The organism is Aestuariibius violaceus (assembly GCF_040779325.2).
Lineage (GTDB): Bacteria > Pseudomonadota > Alphaproteobacteria > Rhodobacterales > Rhodobacteraceae > Aestuariibius > Aestuariibius violaceus.
This window is the reverse complement of the sequence record NZ_JBFONT020000003.1, coordinates 54,284-72,845: the sequence shown is the minus strand read 5'-3', so window position 1 is coordinate 72,845 and position 18,562 is coordinate 54,284. Positions and strand designations below refer to the sequence as shown.

Genomic DNA, 18,562 nt, shown 5'->3' with positions numbered 1-18,562 from the left:
GCCCCATGACTTAGGCCAAGGTGCGCCGCTCCGCCACCCGTGGCCTATTCCGGCAGAAGAAAGACCTGCCCGGGATAGATCAGATCGGGGTTGCGGATCCGGTCCTTGTTGGCCTCGAAGACCTTCACATAGAGGAACCCGTCGCCATACCGGCTCTGCGCGATGGCCCACAGGGTCCCGCCCGCCTGCACCGTCTCAAGCTTCGGTGCCACGACATCGCCGCTATTCTCCACCGCATCGAGCGCCGCCTCCACCGTCTCCGGCGATTCCCGTCGGAACGGCGTCTCGATCCGGCTGACGACCTCGCCCTCCGTCCCGATCTCGTCGATCCTGAGCGTATAGACCCCGGTATCGACCTCGGGCAGATCCGCACGCCAGCGCCCGTCGGCATCGACCGACGCCGTCTCGACCGGCTCGTTGTCCACATAGACCCGGACGAACCCGTCTTCCTCAGCCCGCCCGCTCAGACGCACGTCGCCCTCGTCGTCATAGGTGATCGCGTCCAACGCCACCGAATCGAGCACATCAGGCCCCGCCCCCGGCGCGATGGCAGGCTGTAACACCTCGACCCCGTCGGGACCGGCCAGAAGAACCGGTGCCGATCCTTCCTCTTCCACTGCCTCAGCCCCGGCCGCCGCCACCGCCTCGCGCGCCGCCGCGCCGGGATCGCCCGGCACCTCTGCACCAGAACCGGCCACAACGGTCTCGGGCCCGCCGCTCAGAACCGGTGAGACGATGACCGTCTCGAGCGACGCGACCTCCGCCTCGCCCGCCAGCCCGATCAGGCTCAGGCTGCGGGGATCGTCGCTCGCCGCAAGCTGCACCACGGTCGCGAACTGCCCGCGCCCGTCGACAGGCGCTTCGCTGATCACCTCTCCGTCCAGCAGAATGCGCACCCTGTCAGCGCCGGAGGCAGCACCGGCGATCACCGCCTGCCCGCCGGGTGCGACCCGCACCAGATCGAAGCGCGGCACCGCGTCTTCCGCAGCCGGCTCTTCCGCTGCTTCGGCAGGCACCTCCGCTGGCACATCCTGTCCAGCCACCTCGGCAGGTGCAGGGTCAGGCACAGGCGCATCTTCAGCTGGCACCGCAACGGTCGCATCGATCGGCTGCGGATCGTCCCGGCCGACCAGCGCCAGCACCACGACGGCAACCGCCGCCAGCACCAGACCGGCAAGCAATCCTGCTAGGGTGCGTCCCAGTTTCACTACGTCCTCATCCCGAAGGGGCCTGTCATCCCGATCATGCCGCGGCGTCCCACACCCGCGTCACGAAACTGACTGACGATAGCAATGCGGCAAGGCCGGGTCAAAGCCTTGCCGCCAAAAGGTTTTAGGTTGTCTCCGAAAGGTCAGCCTTCACGATTTTCTCGATCTCATCCAGCGGATGATTGGTCAGCGTCTTGGGGATCTCGCCGACCACCTTCTTGGTGACTTCCTGATGTAGCTGATCGCGCAACTCGCCCAGAATGTTCGGCGCCGCGACCAGCACGATCCGGTCGAACTTGCCCGAATGCGCCTCCTTATAGAGCTTGTCGGCCAGATCCGCCGCGAAGCGGTCCTTGGCAAGTTCGTGCCAGTCGGTGTCCTGAAAGGCAGACCGCGGGCCGGTATCACCGGGCGCATTCATCCGCCCGGGCCGGTTTGCCGATTGGTCGATGTCCTTGGGGTTCTCCTGCGACTGCTCCGAGACGACCTTGAGGTAAGGATCCTCCCCATCTGTCTGGTTCTCCAGAAACAGCGCCTTCTCGCCATCGGCGATCAGCACCCAGGTTCCATTCGTCAGCTTTGTCATCTCTCTCTCCACGTAGCTCTCATCCGGGTGGGTCACGCAAACCGAAACAGATCTCCGAACCGCCGCTCCCTCCCGGGGAACAGTGCCCCGGGCGGCCCCCACACAGACACAACGCACCGACAAACAAAAAGGACCCACAGCATGCTGCGGGCCCTCTCTAGATCGCATCGCCCTCACATGCGAGAGGCGACGTTCTCCCAATTCACCAGATTGTTGACGAAGTTATCGAGGTAGGCCGGCCGCGCATTGCGGTGGTCGATATAGTAGGAATGCTCCCACACATCGCAGCCCAGAAGCGCCGTCTGCCCGAAGCACAGCGGATTGATCCCGTTCGCCGTCGACGTGACCTTCAGGCTGCCGTCCGCATCTTTGACCAACCAGCACCAGCCCGACCCGAACTGTCCACCGCCGGCGGACTTGAACTCGTCCTTGAACGTGTCGACCGACCCGAAGCTCTCGGTCAGCGCGCTCTCCAGCTCGCCCGGCATCTTGCTGTCGTCCGGCGTCATCCACTCCCAGAACTGCACGTGGTTCCAGTATTGCGAAGCATTGTCGAAAAGCCCCGACTGCGTGACCGACGAGGCGTCATAGGTCCCCTTCACGATCTCCTCGATCGACTTGCCCTCCCATTCGGAGCCTTTGACCATATCCGTGGTCTTCGTCGCATAGGCGGCATGGTGCTTGTCGTGGTGATATTCCAGCGTCTCCTTCGACATGCCTTTCGAGGCCAGCGCGTCGTGGGCATAGGGAAGGTCGGGAAGGTCGAAAGACATGCAGGATCTCCTTGCATATTGGCTTCTGTCATGAGCTAAGCGCAGATGACCCGCATCCAGTTCCATGCGCAAGCCATCGTCTGCTCCGTGCCGCTAAATCACCCCGTCGAAGGTCTTGCCGCAGCTTCTGCAGACCGCTATCCCTCCGGCACTGATCTGGCTGCGGGTGGCGACCGGACCGCGCAACCGACAAGGATATCCATGGGGCAGAAACCGACCTTCAATCAGGAAGACATCCTTCGCGACGAGATCGTTGAGGTCGAGAATGCCCTCGTCGTCCCCCCGCTGAAGGGATTGAAAAACGCGCCGGTCCAAAAATCCGGCGTATTCGACGCCAATGCCTCCTTCGTCGATGCCTCAAGCCTTTATCGGCCGAATGGACGCTTCAACCATCCGCCGGACCTGCCGGACGCGTCCGAGATCCTGACGCTCGAAGGCCGCTATATGTATGGCGGACCGATGTTTGGCCATTTCGGCCATTTCCTGATGGACACCATGTCCCGTATCTGGGCCATCGGACATCTTCGGGACAAGATCGACGGCGTCGTCTTCACGCCCAAGACCAACACCGGAAATGTCGAGCACGTCGTCACAGTTCAGACGCCGATGATCCGGGCCTTCGGTCTCGACAAACCGGTACACCTGATCACCGATCCAACGCGCGTCGATATGCTGTATGTCCCGACCCAGGGCGTCGGGACCGGAAGCGGCTGGGAAATCGCCAGCGAGGCTTTCCGGGAACACATGCGCGAATACGGTGGCAAGACGGTCGCACCGGATGGGCCGGAAAAGATCTACATCTCCCGCTCGGAACTGCCCGTTCAGAGGGCAAGCTACCTTTCCGAAAAGATCCTGGAAAGCCACCTCGAAGCCGCGGGCTATGCGATCATCCATCCGCAAAAGCTGCCAAAGGAAGAACAGATCGCACGTTACCGGGCTGCCCGCTACGTCATCTCGCCGGACGGCTCTCCGCTCCACATGCTGGCCTACGTCGGTCCCAAAGACCAGAAGGTCGCCATCATCGCCCGGCGCGGCGTCGAGATGAACCAAATCTTCCAGAGCCAGATCGAGGCCTTCACAGGCGCCGACGCCGTCACGATCAACTGTCTTCGTGCCGACTGGATACCTGAACGTGCCCGCGTACCCGGCCGATTGTCTTGGGGCGAGGTCGATATGTCAAAGCTCTATCACGAGCTTATGGCGAACGGCTTCCTCCCCGCAGACACGCTTCCCTGGCCGGATATCCCGCAAGACGCCGTGGCTGAAGAACTCGCCAAGATCGAAGACGCAGAGGGGATGAAGTTCCGCCGTTTCCAAGACGATTGACCGGCTATCCGCCGGACGCTGCGGCAAGACACTCCTCGATAAGGTTCCGTACCTTGTTCTGCTTGAGCATCTTCCGATAGATTTCCCTGTGCCGCTTCACAGCGATATCGTGAAGGGGACCCAGAACCGGATCTTTCTTGAAATCCTCGAGGAGGTCCCGGCTTCGCTCTGCCTGCGGCACGATTGTCCTGTCTTCCACATCGTTGCGGTCATAGCTCCGCCAGTAGGAGACATCGCGCCTGATCTCCGGGTTCACCGCGTCGCCGCGACGGCTCTGAACAACAAACGATTCCAATGATTTCAAGGCATAGTGATTGACATAGCCAAGGTCGTGGGTTGGCCCGCCGGCATCATAGAGCTTTCGTGTCTTCTGGACTTTTCCGGTCTTGGGATCCTTGCTCCGGTGCATATAGACCGGATAACTCCGCGTCTGCGAATTCAGAAAGCGGGGATCAACCGGCTTGCCCCCACCGTCCATCCAGATCAGCCCCGGATCGATCGGCTTTTTTAAGCGCGGAATGTGGTTCGTGAAACGGGAATAGATGTCGCCGCGATTGTGGGCCAGCGTTTTCAGGCCAAACATCATGGGGTAAAGCCGCGGACTGTCCCCGCTGAAATCGAAGCGCCGAAAGAATTGCATCGTGACCGGCGCGTCGACGAACTCCTGGATCCCGGCATTGCCGAAGACGACCTGATTGAACGAGATCGCCTGTGCATCGCCGATAACGCCGAACAGGCTGGGCAAATCCTTGTTGCCGATCTGAATATTCAGAAATTCGTCGGCATCCGCTATAAAAACCCAATCCGCCAGACGGAACCTCTTCTGCAATTGGGCATATTCGATCGCCGTCGATTGCAATGTCTTCTCGCCGGCACCGATAACCCACGGATTGGGCAAATGCTGTACGATCCCCATGTCGTCCAGCCGGTCCAGGATCAGATCCGTGCCGTCCGTACAATCGTTCGTCAGGATGATGAAATCGTTGAAACCGATCGACTTGTGATAGGCGATCCACTCCAGAACGAACGGCCCCTCGTCCTTCATGCACGCAACAAGGACAGAGCGCGGTGTGCCGTCGCTCATGGCAACCTCTCAACTCGGGGGCTGCTTGCGATCAGATAAAGGGGGCCCTGCATCGCTATAGGGGATAGAGAGCGCCCTAATTGCGGTCAAGCGGCGGACCTTCCGCGGCGGCGATAAACAACCGCTCGACATACGACCCCACCGACCGAAAGCATAAAATCTCGGCACTTTCTCCGTCGCGCAGCCAGAACGCACCGGCGACCTGCCCGATCCGCGTCCGCCGGAACCGCCCAGGCAGCAGGGCAGCGGCGCGAGTGTCGGCGGGGCTGACCTTCGCCAGCACATCCCGCACGCCTGACCCTTCGACAAAGAACACCGCCCGCATGTCCGAGACATCGGCGACCAGCGCGTGCATGCCCTCCAGCGCGGCCTCGATCCGCTGCCGCGCCTCTGCCACCTCCGCATGAGGCACCATCACCAAAAGCTCGTCCGGCGACATCCAGCAGAGCCCCTTCTCGCCCACGCACTTCGCCTCCAGCGCTTCGGGAAAATCCAGCCCCGTCACACCGGTCGCGACCGACCGCAAGGCCCTGTCGCCCAGATCGCAGCGCACCGCGATCATCCCTCGGGGCCCCGCGCGGCGGACCGAGGCCAAAGGCTCAGACATTCTGCCGCGCCCCTTCGGGGTCATAGAACACCGGATCGACGATCCGCGCCTGAACGACGCTCCCGTCGACCTTGGGAAAGTCCAGAACCTCACCCATCCGCTCCGGACCCCGTTCGACCAGACCCATGGCGATCCCCTTCTCCAGCGTCGGCGAGAGGTAGGTCGACGTCACCCGCCCCACCGTCTGGCGCTGGCCGTTCCCGGTCTCGCCAGTCCCAACCGCGTAAGCCCCATCCGGCAGGACGCTGCCGTCCAACGTCTCGAGACCCACCAGCCGCCAGCGCTCCCCGGTCGCCAGATGGCTCCGCGCTTGCCCGCGCTTGCCGATGAAATCGTCCTTCTTCTTCGAGATCGCCCAATCGAGCCCCAGGTCCTGCGGGATCACCGTCCCGTCGGTCTCGTCCCCGATCATGATGAAGCCCTTCTCGGCCCGCATCACATGCAGCGCCTCGGTCCCGTAGGGCGTCACGCCATGCTCGGCACCGGCCGCCATCAGCGCCTCCCACAGCGCCAGCGCCTGCCCGGCGGGTACCGCCACCTCATAGCTCAGCTCGCCCGAGAAACTGATCCGGAACACCCGGGCGGGCACGCCTGCAATCTCGCCCTCGGCCCAGGCCATGAACGGCAGCGCCTCCGCCGACAGGTCCATCTCCGTCAGCCCCTGCAGCACGTCCCGCGCCTTCGGGCCGACCACCGCGATCTGCCCCCATTGCTCGGTCACGTTCAGCACCCAGACCTTCCAGTCCCACCACTCGGTCTGCAGCCATTCCTCCATATGGGCATGGATCCGGTCCGCCCCGCCGGTCGTCGTGTGGCAAAGGAACGCGTCATCGTCCAACCGCGCCACAACGCCGTCATCCATCAGGAACCCGTTCTCGGAACACATCAGCCCGTAGCGGCAGCGCCCCACCTTCAGGCTGCTCATCATGTTGGTGTAGATCATGTCGAGAAACCGGCCCGCATCCGGCCCCTTCACGACGATCTTGCCCAGCGTCGAGGCATCCAGCAGCCCCAGGCTCTCCCGCGTCGCCTTCACCTCGCGCTTCACGGCTGCCTCGGCAGTCTCGCCGTCGCGCAAATAGCAATAGGGCCGCCGCCACTGCCCCACGGGCTCCCAATCTGCGCCGTGGGCCTCATGCCAGTCATGCAGGGGCGTCCGCCGCACCGGCTGGAACAACTCCCCCCGCGCCTCGCCGGCGATCGCGCCCAGCGCCATCGGCGTATAAGGCGGGCGGAAGGTCGTCGTCCCGACCTCCGGAATGCCGCTTTCCAAAGCCCGCGCCAGTATCGCCAGCCCGTTGATATTGCTCAGCTTCCCCTGATCCGTCGCCATCCCCAGCGTCGTGTAGCGCTTGGTATGCTCGACGCTCTCGAAGCCTTCCCGCGCGGCCAGCTCCACGTCGCTCACCTTCACGTCGTTCTGAAAGTCGAGCCACATCTTCGTCCGCATCTCGGGGCTCGCCCCGTTCGGCATGATCCAGACCGGCTCGATCGGCGCCGCGTCCGGCTCGTCCGAGAGCGTCACGGCCTCTTCCGACACCCGGATGCTCAGCACGCCCGCCACCGCGCTCGCCGCCTCGCGCGCCGACCCCATGACCTCCGCGGTCGACAGCCCGCCCAACCCCGCTGCAAAGACGATCTGCTTCCCATCCGCCCCCTTCGGCGCCGTCTCCGGGTCCGGCTCAAACGCCACCCGCTCCGGGTTCCAGTTCAGCTTCCCGCCCGCCTGCGACCACAGATGCACGACCGGGGACCACCCGCCCGACATCGCCACGCAATCGCAGCCGATCTCCTCCAGCACCGCGCCCTCGCCCGCCTGCAGGCAGACGGCCACGCCCTCGACCCGCTTGCGACCCAGCACCTTGGCCACCCCGCGCCCCGCCTCGACCCGGATCCCGGCCTCGACGGCCCGCTTGGCTAAAGCCCCACCGCCGCCCGCTCGCGCATCCAGCACCGCGGGCACCAAAAGCCCCGCCTCGACCAGAGCCAGCGCCGTCCGGTACCCGTCATCGTTGTTCGTCACGACGACCGTCCGGTCCCCCGGGCTCACCCCGTAGCCCTCGACGTAATCCCGCACGGCTGAGGCGAGCATCACGCCCGGCACATCATTGTTCTGAAACGCTAAAGGCCGCTCGATCGCGCCGGTCGCCGTCACGATGGCCCGCGCCCGGATCTTCCACATCCGCCGCCGCGGCCCATCCTTGCCCGCCAGATGATCCGTCAGCCGCTCCTCGGCCAGCGCGAACCCGTGGTCATAAAGGCCCGAGCCCGTCATCCGCAGACGGCACTCGACGTTTTCCATCCCCGACAGCTCATGCACGACGCGGCCCACCCAAGCCTCCGCCGGCACCCTGTCGATCTCGCCGCCGTCCGTCGGAGCCCGCCCGCCCCAGACCTCGTCCTGCTCGATCAGCAGGACGTCCGCGCCCGACCGCCCCAACTCCCGCGCGACCAGCAGCCCGGCGATCCCGCCGCCCACGACCAGCACGTCGACATGCCGGTTCACATGCTCGTAGGTGTCCGCATCCCGGTCCTTCGGCGCCGCCCCCAGGCCCGCCGATTGCCGGATCACCGGCTCGTAGACATGCTTCCAGAAGGGCCGCGGCTGGATGAAGGTCTTGTAGTAGAACCCGGCCGGAAAGAACTTCGACAGCCGCGCATTCACCGCGCCCACGTCATATTCCAGGCTCGGCCAATGGTTCTGCGACCGCGCCTCCAGGCCCTCATGCAGCGGCGTCATCGTCGCCCGCGCGTTCGGCTCGAACCGCCCGTCGCGACCCAGCCCCATCAAGGCATTCGGCTCTTCCGGTCCCGCCGTCACGACCCCGCGCCGCCGGTGATACTTGAACGACCGCCCCATCAAGGCCTGCCCGTTCGCCAGCAAGGCCGAGGCGAGCGTATCACCCTCATAGCCCTTCAGAGATGTCCCGTTGAACGTGAACGACACCGGCTTCAACCGGTCGATCCGCCGCCCGCCCCTTGCCAGCCGCGTACTCATCCGAACAGCCTCCATGACCAACCGGGCCGCCGCTCGGTCAGCCGCGCCTTGACCTCCTCGGGCGGCTCCAGGGTCTGCGCCGGATAGGTCCCGAACACCTCAAGCGTCGTCGTGCAGCGCGCCGCGTGGAACCACTTCCCGCAGCCATAAGCGTGCCGCCACCGCTCGAAATGCAGGCCCTTGGGGTTCTCCCGCAAAAACAGGTATTCCTCGAACGCCTCGTCCGAGGCCTCGGGACCCTCACGCTTCAGATGCGCCTCGCCGCCCGGGGCCAGCTCGGTCTCGTCGGCCTCGACGCCGCAATAGGGGCAGCGCAGGATCAGCATGGGGTCGGCCCCCATGCGGAAAGTCTAGTATTCGATGAAACTCGCGGGGATCTTCCGCTCTTCCACGCCGAAGGCGTTCCCGGTGATCGCCACGGTAAGGAACAGGCCCACGACGATCGTCCCGAAGGCTCCGGCCAAAAATCCGGCAAAGCGCGTCTGTCTGCGCGATAACTCCATACGTCTCTCCAGCTTGCAAAAAACGGCCGCCCCGCCCCACCGTCGCGGCCGCTCACATCAGTTTCCGGTCGTCTCGCCCTCGGCGCCGCCGTCGGCCTCGCCGGCATCGGTGTCGGCCTCGACCTCCGCCTCCCCGGCATCGGTCTCGCCGCCGGTATTGACCTCGACATTGGTCGTGTCGCCTCCGGCATCGCCGGCGGTGTCGGCGTCATCCGCGCCGCCTGAGAAAAGGAAGAAAAGAACGATGACTGCAACAACCAGCCCGCCCACGATGAACGCCAGCGTGCTGTTAGACGATTTGCCTTCTTCGGCCATTCCAAATGCTCCAATCCAAGTCCCGCCGAAAGGCCAACTGCGACCTCCCGACACAGGTTCCTAGATGTGGATCGCCCGGCGCGTTTCAACGTCCGGCCGCTTGCGCACGGCCCCGCCGCCGCCTGCAGATCGGCGGTTTCCTGCTGCATCTGTCTCAATGCGCCACCCCCGCCGCGACGCTTTCGTCGATGAACCGCCCCTCCCGGAACCGGTCGAGCGAGAAGGCCGCCGCCAACGGCCCCGGCTCCCCCTTCGCCACGGTCTCGGCGGTCGCCCAGCCGCCGCCGGGGATCGCCTTGAACCCGCCGGTCCCCCAGCCGCAATTGATGAAACACCCGCCGAGCGGCGTCTTCCCGATGATCGGCGAGCGGTCCCCGGTCATGTCGACGATCCCGCCCCATTGCCGCAGCATCTTCAGCCGCGACAGCATCGGGAAGGTCTCGATCAGCGCGCGCACCGTCTCTTCGATATGGTGGAAAGAGCCCCTCTGCGTGTAGTTGTTGAACCCGTCCGCGCCGCCGCCGATCACCATCTCGCCCTTGTCGGACTGGCTCATATAGCCGTGGACCGTGTTGGCCATCACCACGACATCCATGCAGGGCTTGATCGGCTCGCTGACCATCGCCTGCAGCGCCACGCTCTCGACCGGCAACCGGAATCCCGCCATCTCGGCCAGCCGCCCCGAATGGCCGGCCACGACCAGCGCCAGCTTGTCGCACTGGATCGGCCCCTTCGTCGTCTCCACCCCCGTCACCTGCCCGTTCGACGACCGCACCGCCGTCACCTCGCAGTTCTGGACGATATGCATCCCCATATCCGAACAGGCCCGGGCATAGCCCCACGCCACCGCATCGTGCCGCGCCGTCCCGCCGCGCGCCTGCCAGAGCGCGCCGAGGACCGGATAGCGCGGCCCGTCGATCGAGATGATCGGACACAGCTCCTTTACCCGCTCCGGCCCGACATATTCCGTCGCCACCCCCTGCAGCGCATTGGCGTGCGCCGTCCGCTGGTAGCCCCGCACCTCGTGATGGGTCTGGGCCAGCATCATCACACCGCGCGGGCTGAACATGATGTTGTAGTTCAGCTCCTGGCTCAGCGTCTCGTAAAGCGCCCGCGCCTTCTCATAGATCGCGGCAGAGGCGTCCTGCAGGTAGTTCGACCGGATGATCGTCGTGTTCCGGCCGGTATTGCCGCCGCCGATCCAGCCCTTTTCCAACACGGCGACATTCGTGATCCCGTGGTTCTTGCCCAGGTAATAGGCCGTCGCCAACCCATGCCCGCCGCCACCCACGACGATCACGTCATAGCGCTCCCGCGGCTCGGGCGAGGCCCAGGCGCGCTCCCAGCCCTTGTGGCCCCGCAAGGCCTCGCGCGCGATGGCAAAGGCAGAGTAACGCTTCATACCGGCTCCCTCGTAACGGCCAGACGATATCTGCACCTCTTGCCATGCAAAACCCCGATCCGCTGCGGCATTTGTCGCACCGAAAACGACAGCGCCTTCCGTCTTCGGCCCGGGACCATTAGGTATCCCCCCATGGTCTTCTGGATCGTCTCCGCAGCGCTCGTCGCTCTCTCCCTCGCCGCACTCGGTCGAGCGCTTCTCGCTCCGCCCAACCGCGCGGGCGGCAACGACATGTCGGTCTACCGCGATCAGCTGGACGAGATTGACCGCGACCGCGCCCGCGGCCTGATCTCGGACGAGGAGGCCGAGCGCATCCGGACCGAGGTCGCCCGCCGCCTTCTCGCCGCCGACGCCCGCGGCACGACTGACCAGACCGACGCCCCCAAGGGGGCGACCCGCGCCGCGCTCGCTTTCGCTGCGCTCGCCATCGCTGGCGGCGGCCTCGGCCTCTATGCCGTCGTCGGCGATCCCGGCCGCCCCGACCTGCCGCACGAGGTGCGCCTCGCTGCCGCTCAGGAGCTGCGCACCGCCCGCGGCAATCAAGAGGCGCTCGAAGCGACCGCCCCCGCGATCACCCCACCGCCGCTGTCCGAGGACGAACAGGATCTCATGCGCCGCCTGAGGGAAGCCGTGGCCGAACGCCCCGACGACCTGCAGGGCCTCACCCTCCTCGTCCAGTACGAATCCCGCCTCGGCCGCTTCGCCGAGGCCCGGATGGCCCAGCAGCGGATCATTGACCTCAAGACCGCAAACGGCACGCTCGACCCCCTTGACGAGGAACGTCTCTGGCAGCTCATGCAGCAAGCCGCAGGCGGCCGCATCTCGCCAGAGCTCGAGGCCCAGATCACCGCCCGCCTGACCAGCAACGCCGCCGATCCCGCCGCGCGCTACTATCTGGGCCTCCTCCACGCACAAACCGGTCGCCCCGACCTGACCTTCCAGCTCTGGCGGCCGATCGTGGAGACACCCGGCACCGGCCTCTACGGCCTTCTCGCCCGCCAGGGGATCGAACGCGCCGCCTTCGAGGCCGGTGTCGACTACGCTCCCCCCCCCATCCTCACCGACGATCCCGACCAGACCGCCGCCATCGAAGGCATGGTCGCAGGCCTCGCCGACCGGCTCGCAACCGAAGGCGGCCCGCCGTCGGACTGGGCCCGCCTCATCCGCTCTTACGGCGTCCTCGGCCGCACCGACGCCGCCACAGCCATCTGGCAGGAGGCGCAGGAGGTCTTCGGCGGCAATGCCCAGGCGATGACCGAACTTCACCAGGCCGCCCGCGCCGCAGGCGTCGCGGACTGATGATCCACGACGACATCGCCACCTTCGCCGCAGCCCTGCCCCGCACCGGTGCCCTCTTCGGCCTCGACCTCGGCACCAAGACGATCGGCGTGGCGACGTCTGACACGCTTCGCTCGGTCGCGACTCCGCTCGAGACCATCCCGCGCAAGAAGTTCACCACCGATGCCGCCCGCCTCCTCGATCTCGCCAATGCGCGGGCGGTGGCAGGCTTTGTCCTCGGCCTGCCCCGCAACATGGACGGCACCGAAGGCCCGCGCTGCCAGTCGACCCGCGCCTTCGCCCGCAACCTCCACCAGATCACCAGCCTGCCGATCACCTTCTGGGACGAGCGCCTGTCGACCGTCGCCGCCGAACGGGCCTTGCTCGAGGCGGATACGACACGGAAACGTCGTGCCGAGGTGATCGACCACGTGGCGGCTGGATTTATCCTCCAGGGTGTGCTGGACAGGCTCAGGCATCTGGAGGCGACATGAGCGACGATATCTGGCAGCGCGACGAGGTCGAAAGCCCCTGCGTGAAGATCTGCATCCTCCACCCCGAGGAGAAGATCTGCACCGGCTGCCTGCGCACGCTGCAAGAGATCGGCGGCTGGTCCCGCATGACGCCCGAGGCCCGTCGTGCAGTGATCGCCGACCTCCCGGCCCGTGCCCCGCGCCTGCAAAGACGGCGCGGCGGACGCGCTCGGCGCCAAAAGCGCGCCGCTCAACGACCGGATTAAGGACGGTAACCCATTGCGCCTCGTAGCCAAATTTTTCTAGAAAAACTTGCACCCTCAAAATCTTCTAGAAGATTTTGCCCACCCAGAATTTTCTAGAAAATTCTGATCCGCCCATAGCATCCGCGACCCGCCGCCCGCATCGTCCTAACGCAACCACAGGGCGTCCCGGCCTTGAGCCGGGACCTCCACTGGCAAGAAAGGCAGCCCTCATCTCCGTGAACCACCGCTCCGCCGTGCCCCAGCGGCGATCTGCCCGACTGACATGCCGACAGTCTCCTGAGAAGCTGTCGCGTAATCTCTTCAGGAGCCTGAGCAGAATGCGCGAAAAAGCCTCCACCACAGCCGCGATCACAGCCTTCCTCGCCTTCGGCATCTTCGTCGTCGGGACGGGCGGAGATCTCGGCCCCGCCCTCAGCCTCTGGGCGTGGTTCGTGACCACCGTGGTCGCCGCGACCTTCGCTTGGGCGGTCTATCCGCAGATGGGCCAACCAGGGACTTCAGGTATCCTGTTCGACCTCATGATCTGCCTCTTCGCGTTTCCGATCGTCGGCGTCATCGCAGGCTTCATCACGTTCCCGCCGCTTGGCCTCGTCCTGGGCGCGCAGGTCGCCGTAACGTTGCCGTTCCACTATCCCGCAACGGCCGGGCCGCTCTACGCCGTCGCGATCCTCCTTGCCCTGCTCTACCCAAGACGGCCTGACGACCCGGATCTGCCGTCCCACCGCAGGGCGGGGTTCGCCGCGCCATACTAATAGGACACGGGGCAACCCCTTCGCTCAGGAAAACAATCTCGCCCACCCGCATCATTGCTCACGCTGTTGCGCCGCAGCGCAGCAGAACGGTCCGTTACCCGGTGCCCGCGGCGGGAAATGCCCGACAGAAAGCCGACGCAAAGCCGACAGGATGCCGACAGCCCGCATCGCCTCATTCTTCCTGCGTTAACGGATGATTCGCGCCACCTCGGGGGTTGCAGCGTCCGTGCTCGCCGTCCGCGGCGTTAACGTTCTATCCGAAAGCTGCCCCGCGCAACATGTTCAGCGCCACGAGGACCAAAAACACCCCGAAGACCCGCTTCAGCGGCTTCGGATCCAGCCGATGCGCCAAGGCCGCCCCGTAAGGCGTTGTTATCAAGGTCATCGCGATCACCAGTCCAAAGGCCACCAGGTTCACCGACCCGATGGTCAGGGGCGGCATCTGCCCTGCCGGCACCACGATCAGGAACCCGATCACAGACGGCACCGCGATCACCACGCCGAACCCCGCCGCCGTGGCGACCGCCCGGTGGATTGGCACGCCGTAAAGCGTCATTACCGGCACCCCGAACGACCCGCCTCCGATGCCCATCAGCACCGACAAAGCCCCCATCGCAAAGGACATCCCGGCCCGCAAAATCCCCCCCGGCATGACCGGTCCCAGCCGCCAGCTCGACCGTCCGGCCAGCATGTAAACGCCCACGATCATTGCCAGAATCGCAAAGATAGCCTGCAGGACGACCGACCCCAACCGCGCCGCCGTCGCCACGCCCAACACCGCGCCCAGCGCGATCCCAGGCGCCCAGCGCTTCAGGATCTCCCAATCCACCGCGCCCTTCTTGTGATGGCTCGCCACCGATCTCAGCGAGGTCACGATGATGGTCGCCAGCGACGTCCCGAGACACAACTGCATCAGCGACGGCCCGCCATAGCCCAAAGCGCTGAAGGCATAGAAGAACGCCGGCACCAGCACGATCCCTCCGCCCACGCCCAGAAGCCCCGCCAGCACTCCGGCGAATGCACCGATCGCCAGCAAAAGAAGGGCCATCAAAGCGAGGAGCATGGGATCGGGCAATGGCATAACCTCCAGGACGCGCCCCCGTCGCTACCGCCAAGCCCTTCCGGAGAAAAGGAAAATCACGCGGCCAAGGCCTGCCCCGCAAGATCCGCGGCCTTGTCGAGCACCTCAAGCCCCGCCCCCGGTCGGGTCGCCTCCTCAGACAGACAGCGCCGCCAGGCCCGCGCGCCCGGCCGCCCGGCAAAGAGCCCCAGCATATGCCGCGTCACCTGATGCAGCCGTCCGCCAGAGGTCAGATGCCCCGCAATATAAGGTTTCATCGCGTCGATCACCGCCCAGACATCCGCGTCGCGACCGGCGCCGAACACCCGCCGGTCGACAGCCCCCAGCACATCCATCGGCGCATGATAGGCCGCCCGCCCGATCATCACGCCGTCCAGCCCCTGCTCCAGAAACTCCAGCGCCTGATCGAGCGTCGCGACCCCGCCATTGACCGAAATATGCAGCTCGGGAAACGCGCGCTTCATCTTGAAAACCAGCGGATAATCCAGCGGCGGCACCTCGCGATTCTCCTTCGGGCTCAACCCCTTGAGCCACGCCTTTCGCGCATGGATGATCACCCGTTCGCATCCAGCCTCAGCGATGTGGCGCAGGAACTCCGGCAGCACTTCCTCCGGCACCTGATCGTCCACCCCGATCCGGCATTTCACCGTCACGGGCACATCGACAGCCTCCCGCATCGCCTCCACACACCGGGCCACCGGCGCGGGCTCGGTCATCAGGACCGCCCCGAATGTCCCCGACTGCACCCGGTCCGACGGGCACCCGCAATTGAGGTTGATCTCGTCATACCCCCGCGCCGCGCCCATCCGCGCCGCCTCTGCCAACTCCGCCGGATCCGACCCGCCCAGCTGCAACGCTACCGGATGCTCCGCCTCATCGAACTCCAGCAGATGCACCGCCCCTCCCCGGACTAAGGCGGGCGCCGTCACCATTTCGGTATAGAGCAGCGCCTCCCGGCTGATCTGCCGGTGCAGGAACCGGCAATGCCGGTCTGTCCAATCCATCATCGGCGCGACCGACAGCCGCGCACCCCTCAAAGCTGCATCTTCGCGCATTGTCTTCTCTGAAACCCCAAGGTTTTCAACGACATCCCTTTCTCGCACCCTAGGCCTTTCCCGCGCGCGTGGAAACCACAGCCGGCGATCCGCAACGCAGCGCCCCACGTCCTACCCCCAGATCTTACCCCAGAGTTCATCCGCCTTTCATCTTCCCGCGCCCCCCGGGTTCATCTGGCTTTCCGGCGCCTCTCACTTGCCTGCTCCAGATTGGCAAGCAGGCAAAGAAACCTTGGAGATAACGATGACCCACTTCACCCCGCTCACCCCCGCCATGTGCGATATCGCCAAATGGGCGTTCACCACCCGCAATGTCCGCCGAGAGGATGTCCGCGGCCTCAGTGCCGACTTTCACCGCGCCAAGGCGGGCGACCTGATCCTTTGCGAGATTGCCCAGATCGGTCATCACAAGAAGATCCAGCTTGCCGAACGCCGCGTTTCCGCCAGCTACCCTGGCGATCTCGTCGTCCTCTGCCTCGGCGACCGCTACGCCCCCGACCAGTTCCTCGCAACCGCCGTGATCGAACCCGACAACCTGGCCCTGGTCGCCGGCGGCGGGGTCGCGGGCCGGGTCGATGCGATCCATGACTTCCTCGACGAACCCACCCGTCTGCGCCCGATCGGCCTGCTCACCGGCGATCTCGACCGTGTCCTGAACGTTGCCGACTACGCCCTGCCCGACCTGCCCGCGAATGACCGCGTGACCGTGCTCGGCGTTTTCGGGGCCTCGATGAATTCCGGCAAGACCACCGCGGCGTCCAGCCTCGCCCACGGGCTCATGCGCTCGGGCTATGCGGTGGCGGGCGTCAAAGCGACCGGTACCGGCGCCTTCGGGGATTTCAACAGCTTCGAGGATGGCGGCGCCCCTGCGCTCGACTTCACCGATGTGGGCATGGCCACGACCTTCCGCATGCCGCTAGACCGGATCGAGCGCGGCTTCGGCACACTTGTTGCCACCGCCGCCGCCCGCGGGGCCGAAGTCGTGGTGGTCGAGATCGCCGACGGCGTCTTCCAGCGCGAAACCCGGGCGATCCTCAGGGGCTCCCGCATCCGGGACCGGCTCGACGGGATCCTCTTCGCCGCGCCAGACGCGCTCAGCGCCCTTGGTGGGGTGCATGTGATGGAGCAGATGAACCTCACCCCCTTCGCGATCTCGGGCATGGTCAGCTGCTCGCCCCTCGCCGCGGCCGAGGCAGCCGAGGTGACGGGCCTCCCCATCCTTTGCCGCGAAGACCTGTGGTCGCCCGAAGCCATCGCGCTGCACGTGACGCCACTGATGCGGCAGGCTAAGGAGAACGAGGCCGCATGACCTCCCTCCCCAAATTCGCCAGCAAGGACCGCGTCACCGACGCGGTCCTTGTCGTTCTCTGCGGCGTGGCCCAAGCCACGGCGCTTGCGGTTGCCACCTTCGCCACGCGGGATGCCTTCACGGCGCTCCATGCCGGCACGGTGCCCGCGACGACCACGCTCGCCTCGCTTGCCGGCGCCGGGATCGTCGCGGCGATCGCGCTTCTCCTCTCCCGACAGCGGTCCGAGGCTCTGGGTCAGAGCTACGCGATCGCCCTGCGCCGCATCATCTACGCCCATCTTGCCGGAATGCCGAAAACCCGCCATGCGGCGCGTCGGGTCGGTGCACTTTCCCTGCGCTTCGTCGGCGACCTTTCCGCGGCGCGGCTCTGGTTCGGGCGCGGCCTGCCGCGGGTCCTCTCCGCGCTGATCGTCCTGCCGGGTGCGGCCTGTATCCTCTTTCTCCTCAGCCCCCAGCTTGCCCTTTCGGGAATCGTGCCCATCGCCGCGGCTCTCATCCTGATGGCCGGTGTCGCGCTCCATCTCGAGGCGCGCCATGCCGCCTTGCGCAAGAAACGCGCCCGGATTGCCATCTCGATGACCGAGCGGATCGCGATCTCGCCAGAGCTCGACCTGATGGGACGCACGCAAACCGAACTGAAGCTCCTCGACGCCGACGGCGCGGTCCTGCGCGACAACGCGCTTGCGCGGATGCGACGCATCTCGGGGCTGCAGGCGATCCTGCAAGGCGGCGTTGCCCTGGCGGGCGTCGCGACATTCTGGGCGGCCGGAACCTATGGCGTGGCCACCGGAACGACCGCCGCCGCCCTGTCGCTTCTCGCGCTCCTCGCCATGCCCCTTCAGGACCTTGGCGAAGCCTGGGATCAGTTCTGCGCCTGGCGTATCGCGCGCGAGAAGGCCGAACGCCTGCTGTCCGAAGACAGCAGCGCCCGGCGCAGACGCCGTCGCGGCGGCCCCGTCGCGCTGGATCTGCGCGGCAAGACCGGCGACGGCCCGCTGGAGCTTACCGTGCCTGCAGGAGAGACCGTCACCCTGCAAGGCGCGCTGGCGCCTAGGCTCGGCGCGATCCTCGCGGGCCTCGACCGGGATACCGGCTGGCAGGTCCTCTATGGCGACGACCCCCGCCTGCCCGTCTGCCTCTATATCGGCGACACCCATGTGGCGCTTCAGGGCACGCTCCGCCGGTCGGCGACACTGCTGAACCGCAAGCGCCCAAAAGATGACAGGATCCGCGAAGAACTCGACGCCTTCGGCCTCGGCCATCTCTGCGACCGCCTCGGCGGCCTGCGCGGCACGGTCGGCGAAGCCGGACGAAACATGAGCCCTACCGAGACCCTGCGGCTCGATCTGGTCCGCGCGGTCCTCGGGCGGGCAGAACTGATCGTCATCGATAGCGTCCGCTGGCGCAGCGATCCCGAAGCGCCCCGGCTTCTGGCGCTGCTCCGCGAACGGCTCGACACCACACTCGTTTGCGTTGACGCAGATGCTTGCAGGAACGACATTTCCGTCAGTCCAATCGCCGCCACGATCACACAGGATGTCTGACT

General features: G+C 65.8%; 19 protein-coding genes. 7 read left to right on the top strand and 12 right to left on the bottom strand.

Annotation, left to right across the window (positions count from 1 at the left end; genetic code table 11):
- Window positions 1–44: 44 nt before the first annotated feature.
- The 3 genes from AADZ90_RS12315 to AADZ90_RS12305 all read right to left on the bottom strand — a co-directional run bounded on the left by AADZ90_RS12315 (window position 45) and on the right by AADZ90_RS12305 (window position 2,567).
- Window positions 45–1,208 carry a LysM peptidoglycan-binding domain-containing protein gene (locus tag AADZ90_RS12315; RefSeq protein WP_367310311.1) on the bottom strand — a complete coding sequence of 388 codons (1,164 nt, stop codon included), beginning with the start codon at window positions 1,206–1,208 and terminating at the stop codon, window positions 45–47.
- 124 nt (window positions 1,209–1,332) lie between these two features.
- Window positions 1,333–1,794, bottom strand: coding sequence for a host attachment family protein (locus AADZ90_RS12310; protein ID WP_367310310.1), 462 nt, complete (start codon window positions 1,792–1,794; stop codon window positions 1,333–1,335).
- A 173-nt stretch (window positions 1,795–1,967) separates the two neighbouring features.
- Window positions 1,968–2,567 carry a superoxide dismutase gene (locus AADZ90_RS12305; protein ID WP_367310309.1) on the bottom strand — a complete coding sequence of 200 codons (600 nt, stop codon included), beginning with the start codon at window positions 2,565–2,567 and terminating at the stop codon, window positions 1,968–1,970.
- A gap of 45 nt (window positions 2,568–2,612) precedes the next feature.
- On the opposite strand from AADZ90_RS12305, the gene AADZ90_RS12300 reads away from it, so the two are divergent.
- Window positions 2,613–3,893: a glycosyltransferase family 61 protein gene (locus tag AADZ90_RS12300; RefSeq protein WP_367310308.1), complete on the top strand. Its 1,281-nt coding sequence runs from the start codon at window positions 2,613–2,615 to the stop codon at window positions 3,891–3,893.
- Window positions 3,894–3,897: 4 nt separating this feature from the next.
- On the opposite strand, the gene AADZ90_RS12295 is transcribed toward AADZ90_RS12300, so the two are convergent.
- The 7 genes from AADZ90_RS12295 to AADZ90_RS12265 form a co-directional block, all read right to left on the bottom strand.
- The gene (locus AADZ90_RS12295; protein WP_367310307.1) at window positions 3,898–4,977 is read right to left on the bottom strand and encodes a glycosyltransferase family 2 protein; all 1,080 of its coding nucleotides are present in this window, start codon (window positions 4,975–4,977) and stop codon (window positions 3,898–3,900) included.
- Between the two features lie 76 nt (window positions 4,978–5,053).
- Window positions 5,054–5,584, bottom strand: a complete 531-nt coding sequence (locus tag AADZ90_RS12290; RefSeq protein WP_367310306.1) for a sarcosine oxidase subunit gamma — start codon at window positions 5,582–5,584, stop codon at window positions 5,054–5,056.
- Complete coding sequence (locus AADZ90_RS12285) at window positions 5,577–8,582, bottom strand: sarcosine oxidase subunit alpha family protein (RefSeq protein WP_367310305.1); 3,006 nt, start codon at window positions 8,580–8,582, stop codon at window positions 5,577–5,579. The genes AADZ90_RS12290 and AADZ90_RS12285 overlap by 8 nt, the downstream gene beginning before the upstream one ends.
- Window positions 8,579–8,908: a sarcosine oxidase subunit delta gene (locus AADZ90_RS12280; protein ID WP_367310592.1), complete on the bottom strand. Its 330-nt coding sequence runs from the start codon at window positions 8,906–8,908 to the stop codon at window positions 8,579–8,581. Before AADZ90_RS12280 ends, AADZ90_RS12285 begins: the two co-directional genes overlap by 4 nt.
- 24 nt (window positions 8,909–8,932) lie before the next feature.
- Window positions 8,933–9,085, bottom strand: a complete 153-nt coding sequence (locus AADZ90_RS12275) for a hypothetical protein (protein WP_367310304.1) — start codon at window positions 9,083–9,085, stop codon at window positions 8,933–8,935.
- 57 nt (window positions 9,086–9,142) lie between these two features.
- Window positions 9,143–9,400, bottom strand: a complete 258-nt coding sequence (locus AADZ90_RS12270; protein ID WP_367310303.1) for a hypothetical protein — start codon at window positions 9,398–9,400, stop codon at window positions 9,143–9,145.
- 154 nt (window positions 9,401–9,554) lie between these two features.
- On the bottom strand, window positions 9,555–10,802 hold the full coding sequence (locus AADZ90_RS12265; RefSeq protein ID WP_367310302.1) for a sarcosine oxidase subunit beta family protein: 1,248 nt from the start codon (window positions 10,800–10,802) through the stop codon (window positions 9,555–9,557).
- Window positions 10,803–10,934: 132 nt separating this feature from the next.
- Here AADZ90_RS12265 and ccmI point away from each other — a divergent pair, with 132 nt between their 5' ends.
- From ccmI to AADZ90_RS12245, 4 genes are all read left to right on the top strand, one after another.
- Window positions 10,935–12,101, top strand: a complete 1,167-nt coding sequence (ccmI, locus tag AADZ90_RS12260) for a c-type cytochrome biogenesis protein CcmI (protein ID WP_367310301.1) — start codon at window positions 10,935–10,937, stop codon at window positions 12,099–12,101.
- Window positions 12,101–12,574, top strand: coding sequence for a Holliday junction resolvase RuvX (gene ruvX / locus AADZ90_RS12255; protein ID WP_367310300.1), 474 nt, complete (start codon window positions 12,101–12,103; stop codon window positions 12,572–12,574). Before ccmI ends, ruvX begins: the two co-directional genes overlap by 1 nt.
- Entirely contained in the window at window positions 12,571–12,819 is a 249-nt protein-coding gene (locus AADZ90_RS12250) for a DUF1289 domain-containing protein (RefSeq protein ID WP_367310299.1), read from the top strand. Before ruvX ends, AADZ90_RS12250 begins: the two co-directional genes overlap by 4 nt.
- Before the next feature lie 317 nt (window positions 12,820–13,136).
- A complete protein-coding gene (locus AADZ90_RS12245; RefSeq protein ID WP_367310298.1) occupies window positions 13,137–13,571 on the top strand; it encodes a hypothetical protein in 435 nt (144 codons plus the stop codon).
- Between the two features lie 253 nt (window positions 13,572–13,824).
- On the opposite strand, the gene AADZ90_RS12240 is transcribed toward AADZ90_RS12245, so the two are convergent.
- Both AADZ90_RS12240 and dusA read right to left on the bottom strand, forming a co-directional pair.
- The gene (locus AADZ90_RS12240; RefSeq protein ID WP_367310297.1) at window positions 13,825–14,646 is read right to left on the bottom strand and encodes a sulfite exporter TauE/SafE family protein; all 822 of its coding nucleotides are present in this window, start codon (window positions 14,644–14,646) and stop codon (window positions 13,825–13,827) included.
- A 62-nt stretch (window positions 14,647–14,708) separates the two neighbouring features.
- On the bottom strand, window positions 14,709–15,707 hold the full coding sequence (dusA, locus tag AADZ90_RS12235) for a tRNA dihydrouridine(20/20a) synthase DusA (RefSeq protein WP_367310296.1): 999 nt from the start codon (window positions 15,705–15,707) through the stop codon (window positions 14,709–14,711).
- A gap of 244 nt (window positions 15,708–15,951) precedes the next feature.
- Between dusA and AADZ90_RS12230 the strand changes: the two genes are divergently transcribed.
- Together AADZ90_RS12230 and AADZ90_RS12225 are read left to right on the top strand one after the other, a co-directional pair.
- The gene (locus AADZ90_RS12230; RefSeq protein WP_367310295.1) at window positions 15,952–17,016 is read left to right on the top strand and encodes a hypothetical protein; all 1,065 of its coding nucleotides are present in this window, start codon (window positions 15,952–15,954) and stop codon (window positions 17,014–17,016) included.
- Window positions 17,013–18,560, top strand: a complete 1,548-nt coding sequence (locus AADZ90_RS12225) for an ABC transporter transmembrane domain-containing protein (protein WP_367310294.1) — start codon at window positions 17,013–17,015, stop codon at window positions 18,558–18,560. Before AADZ90_RS12230 ends, AADZ90_RS12225 begins: the two co-directional genes overlap by 4 nt.
- Window positions 18,561–18,562: the final 2 nt, after the last annotated feature.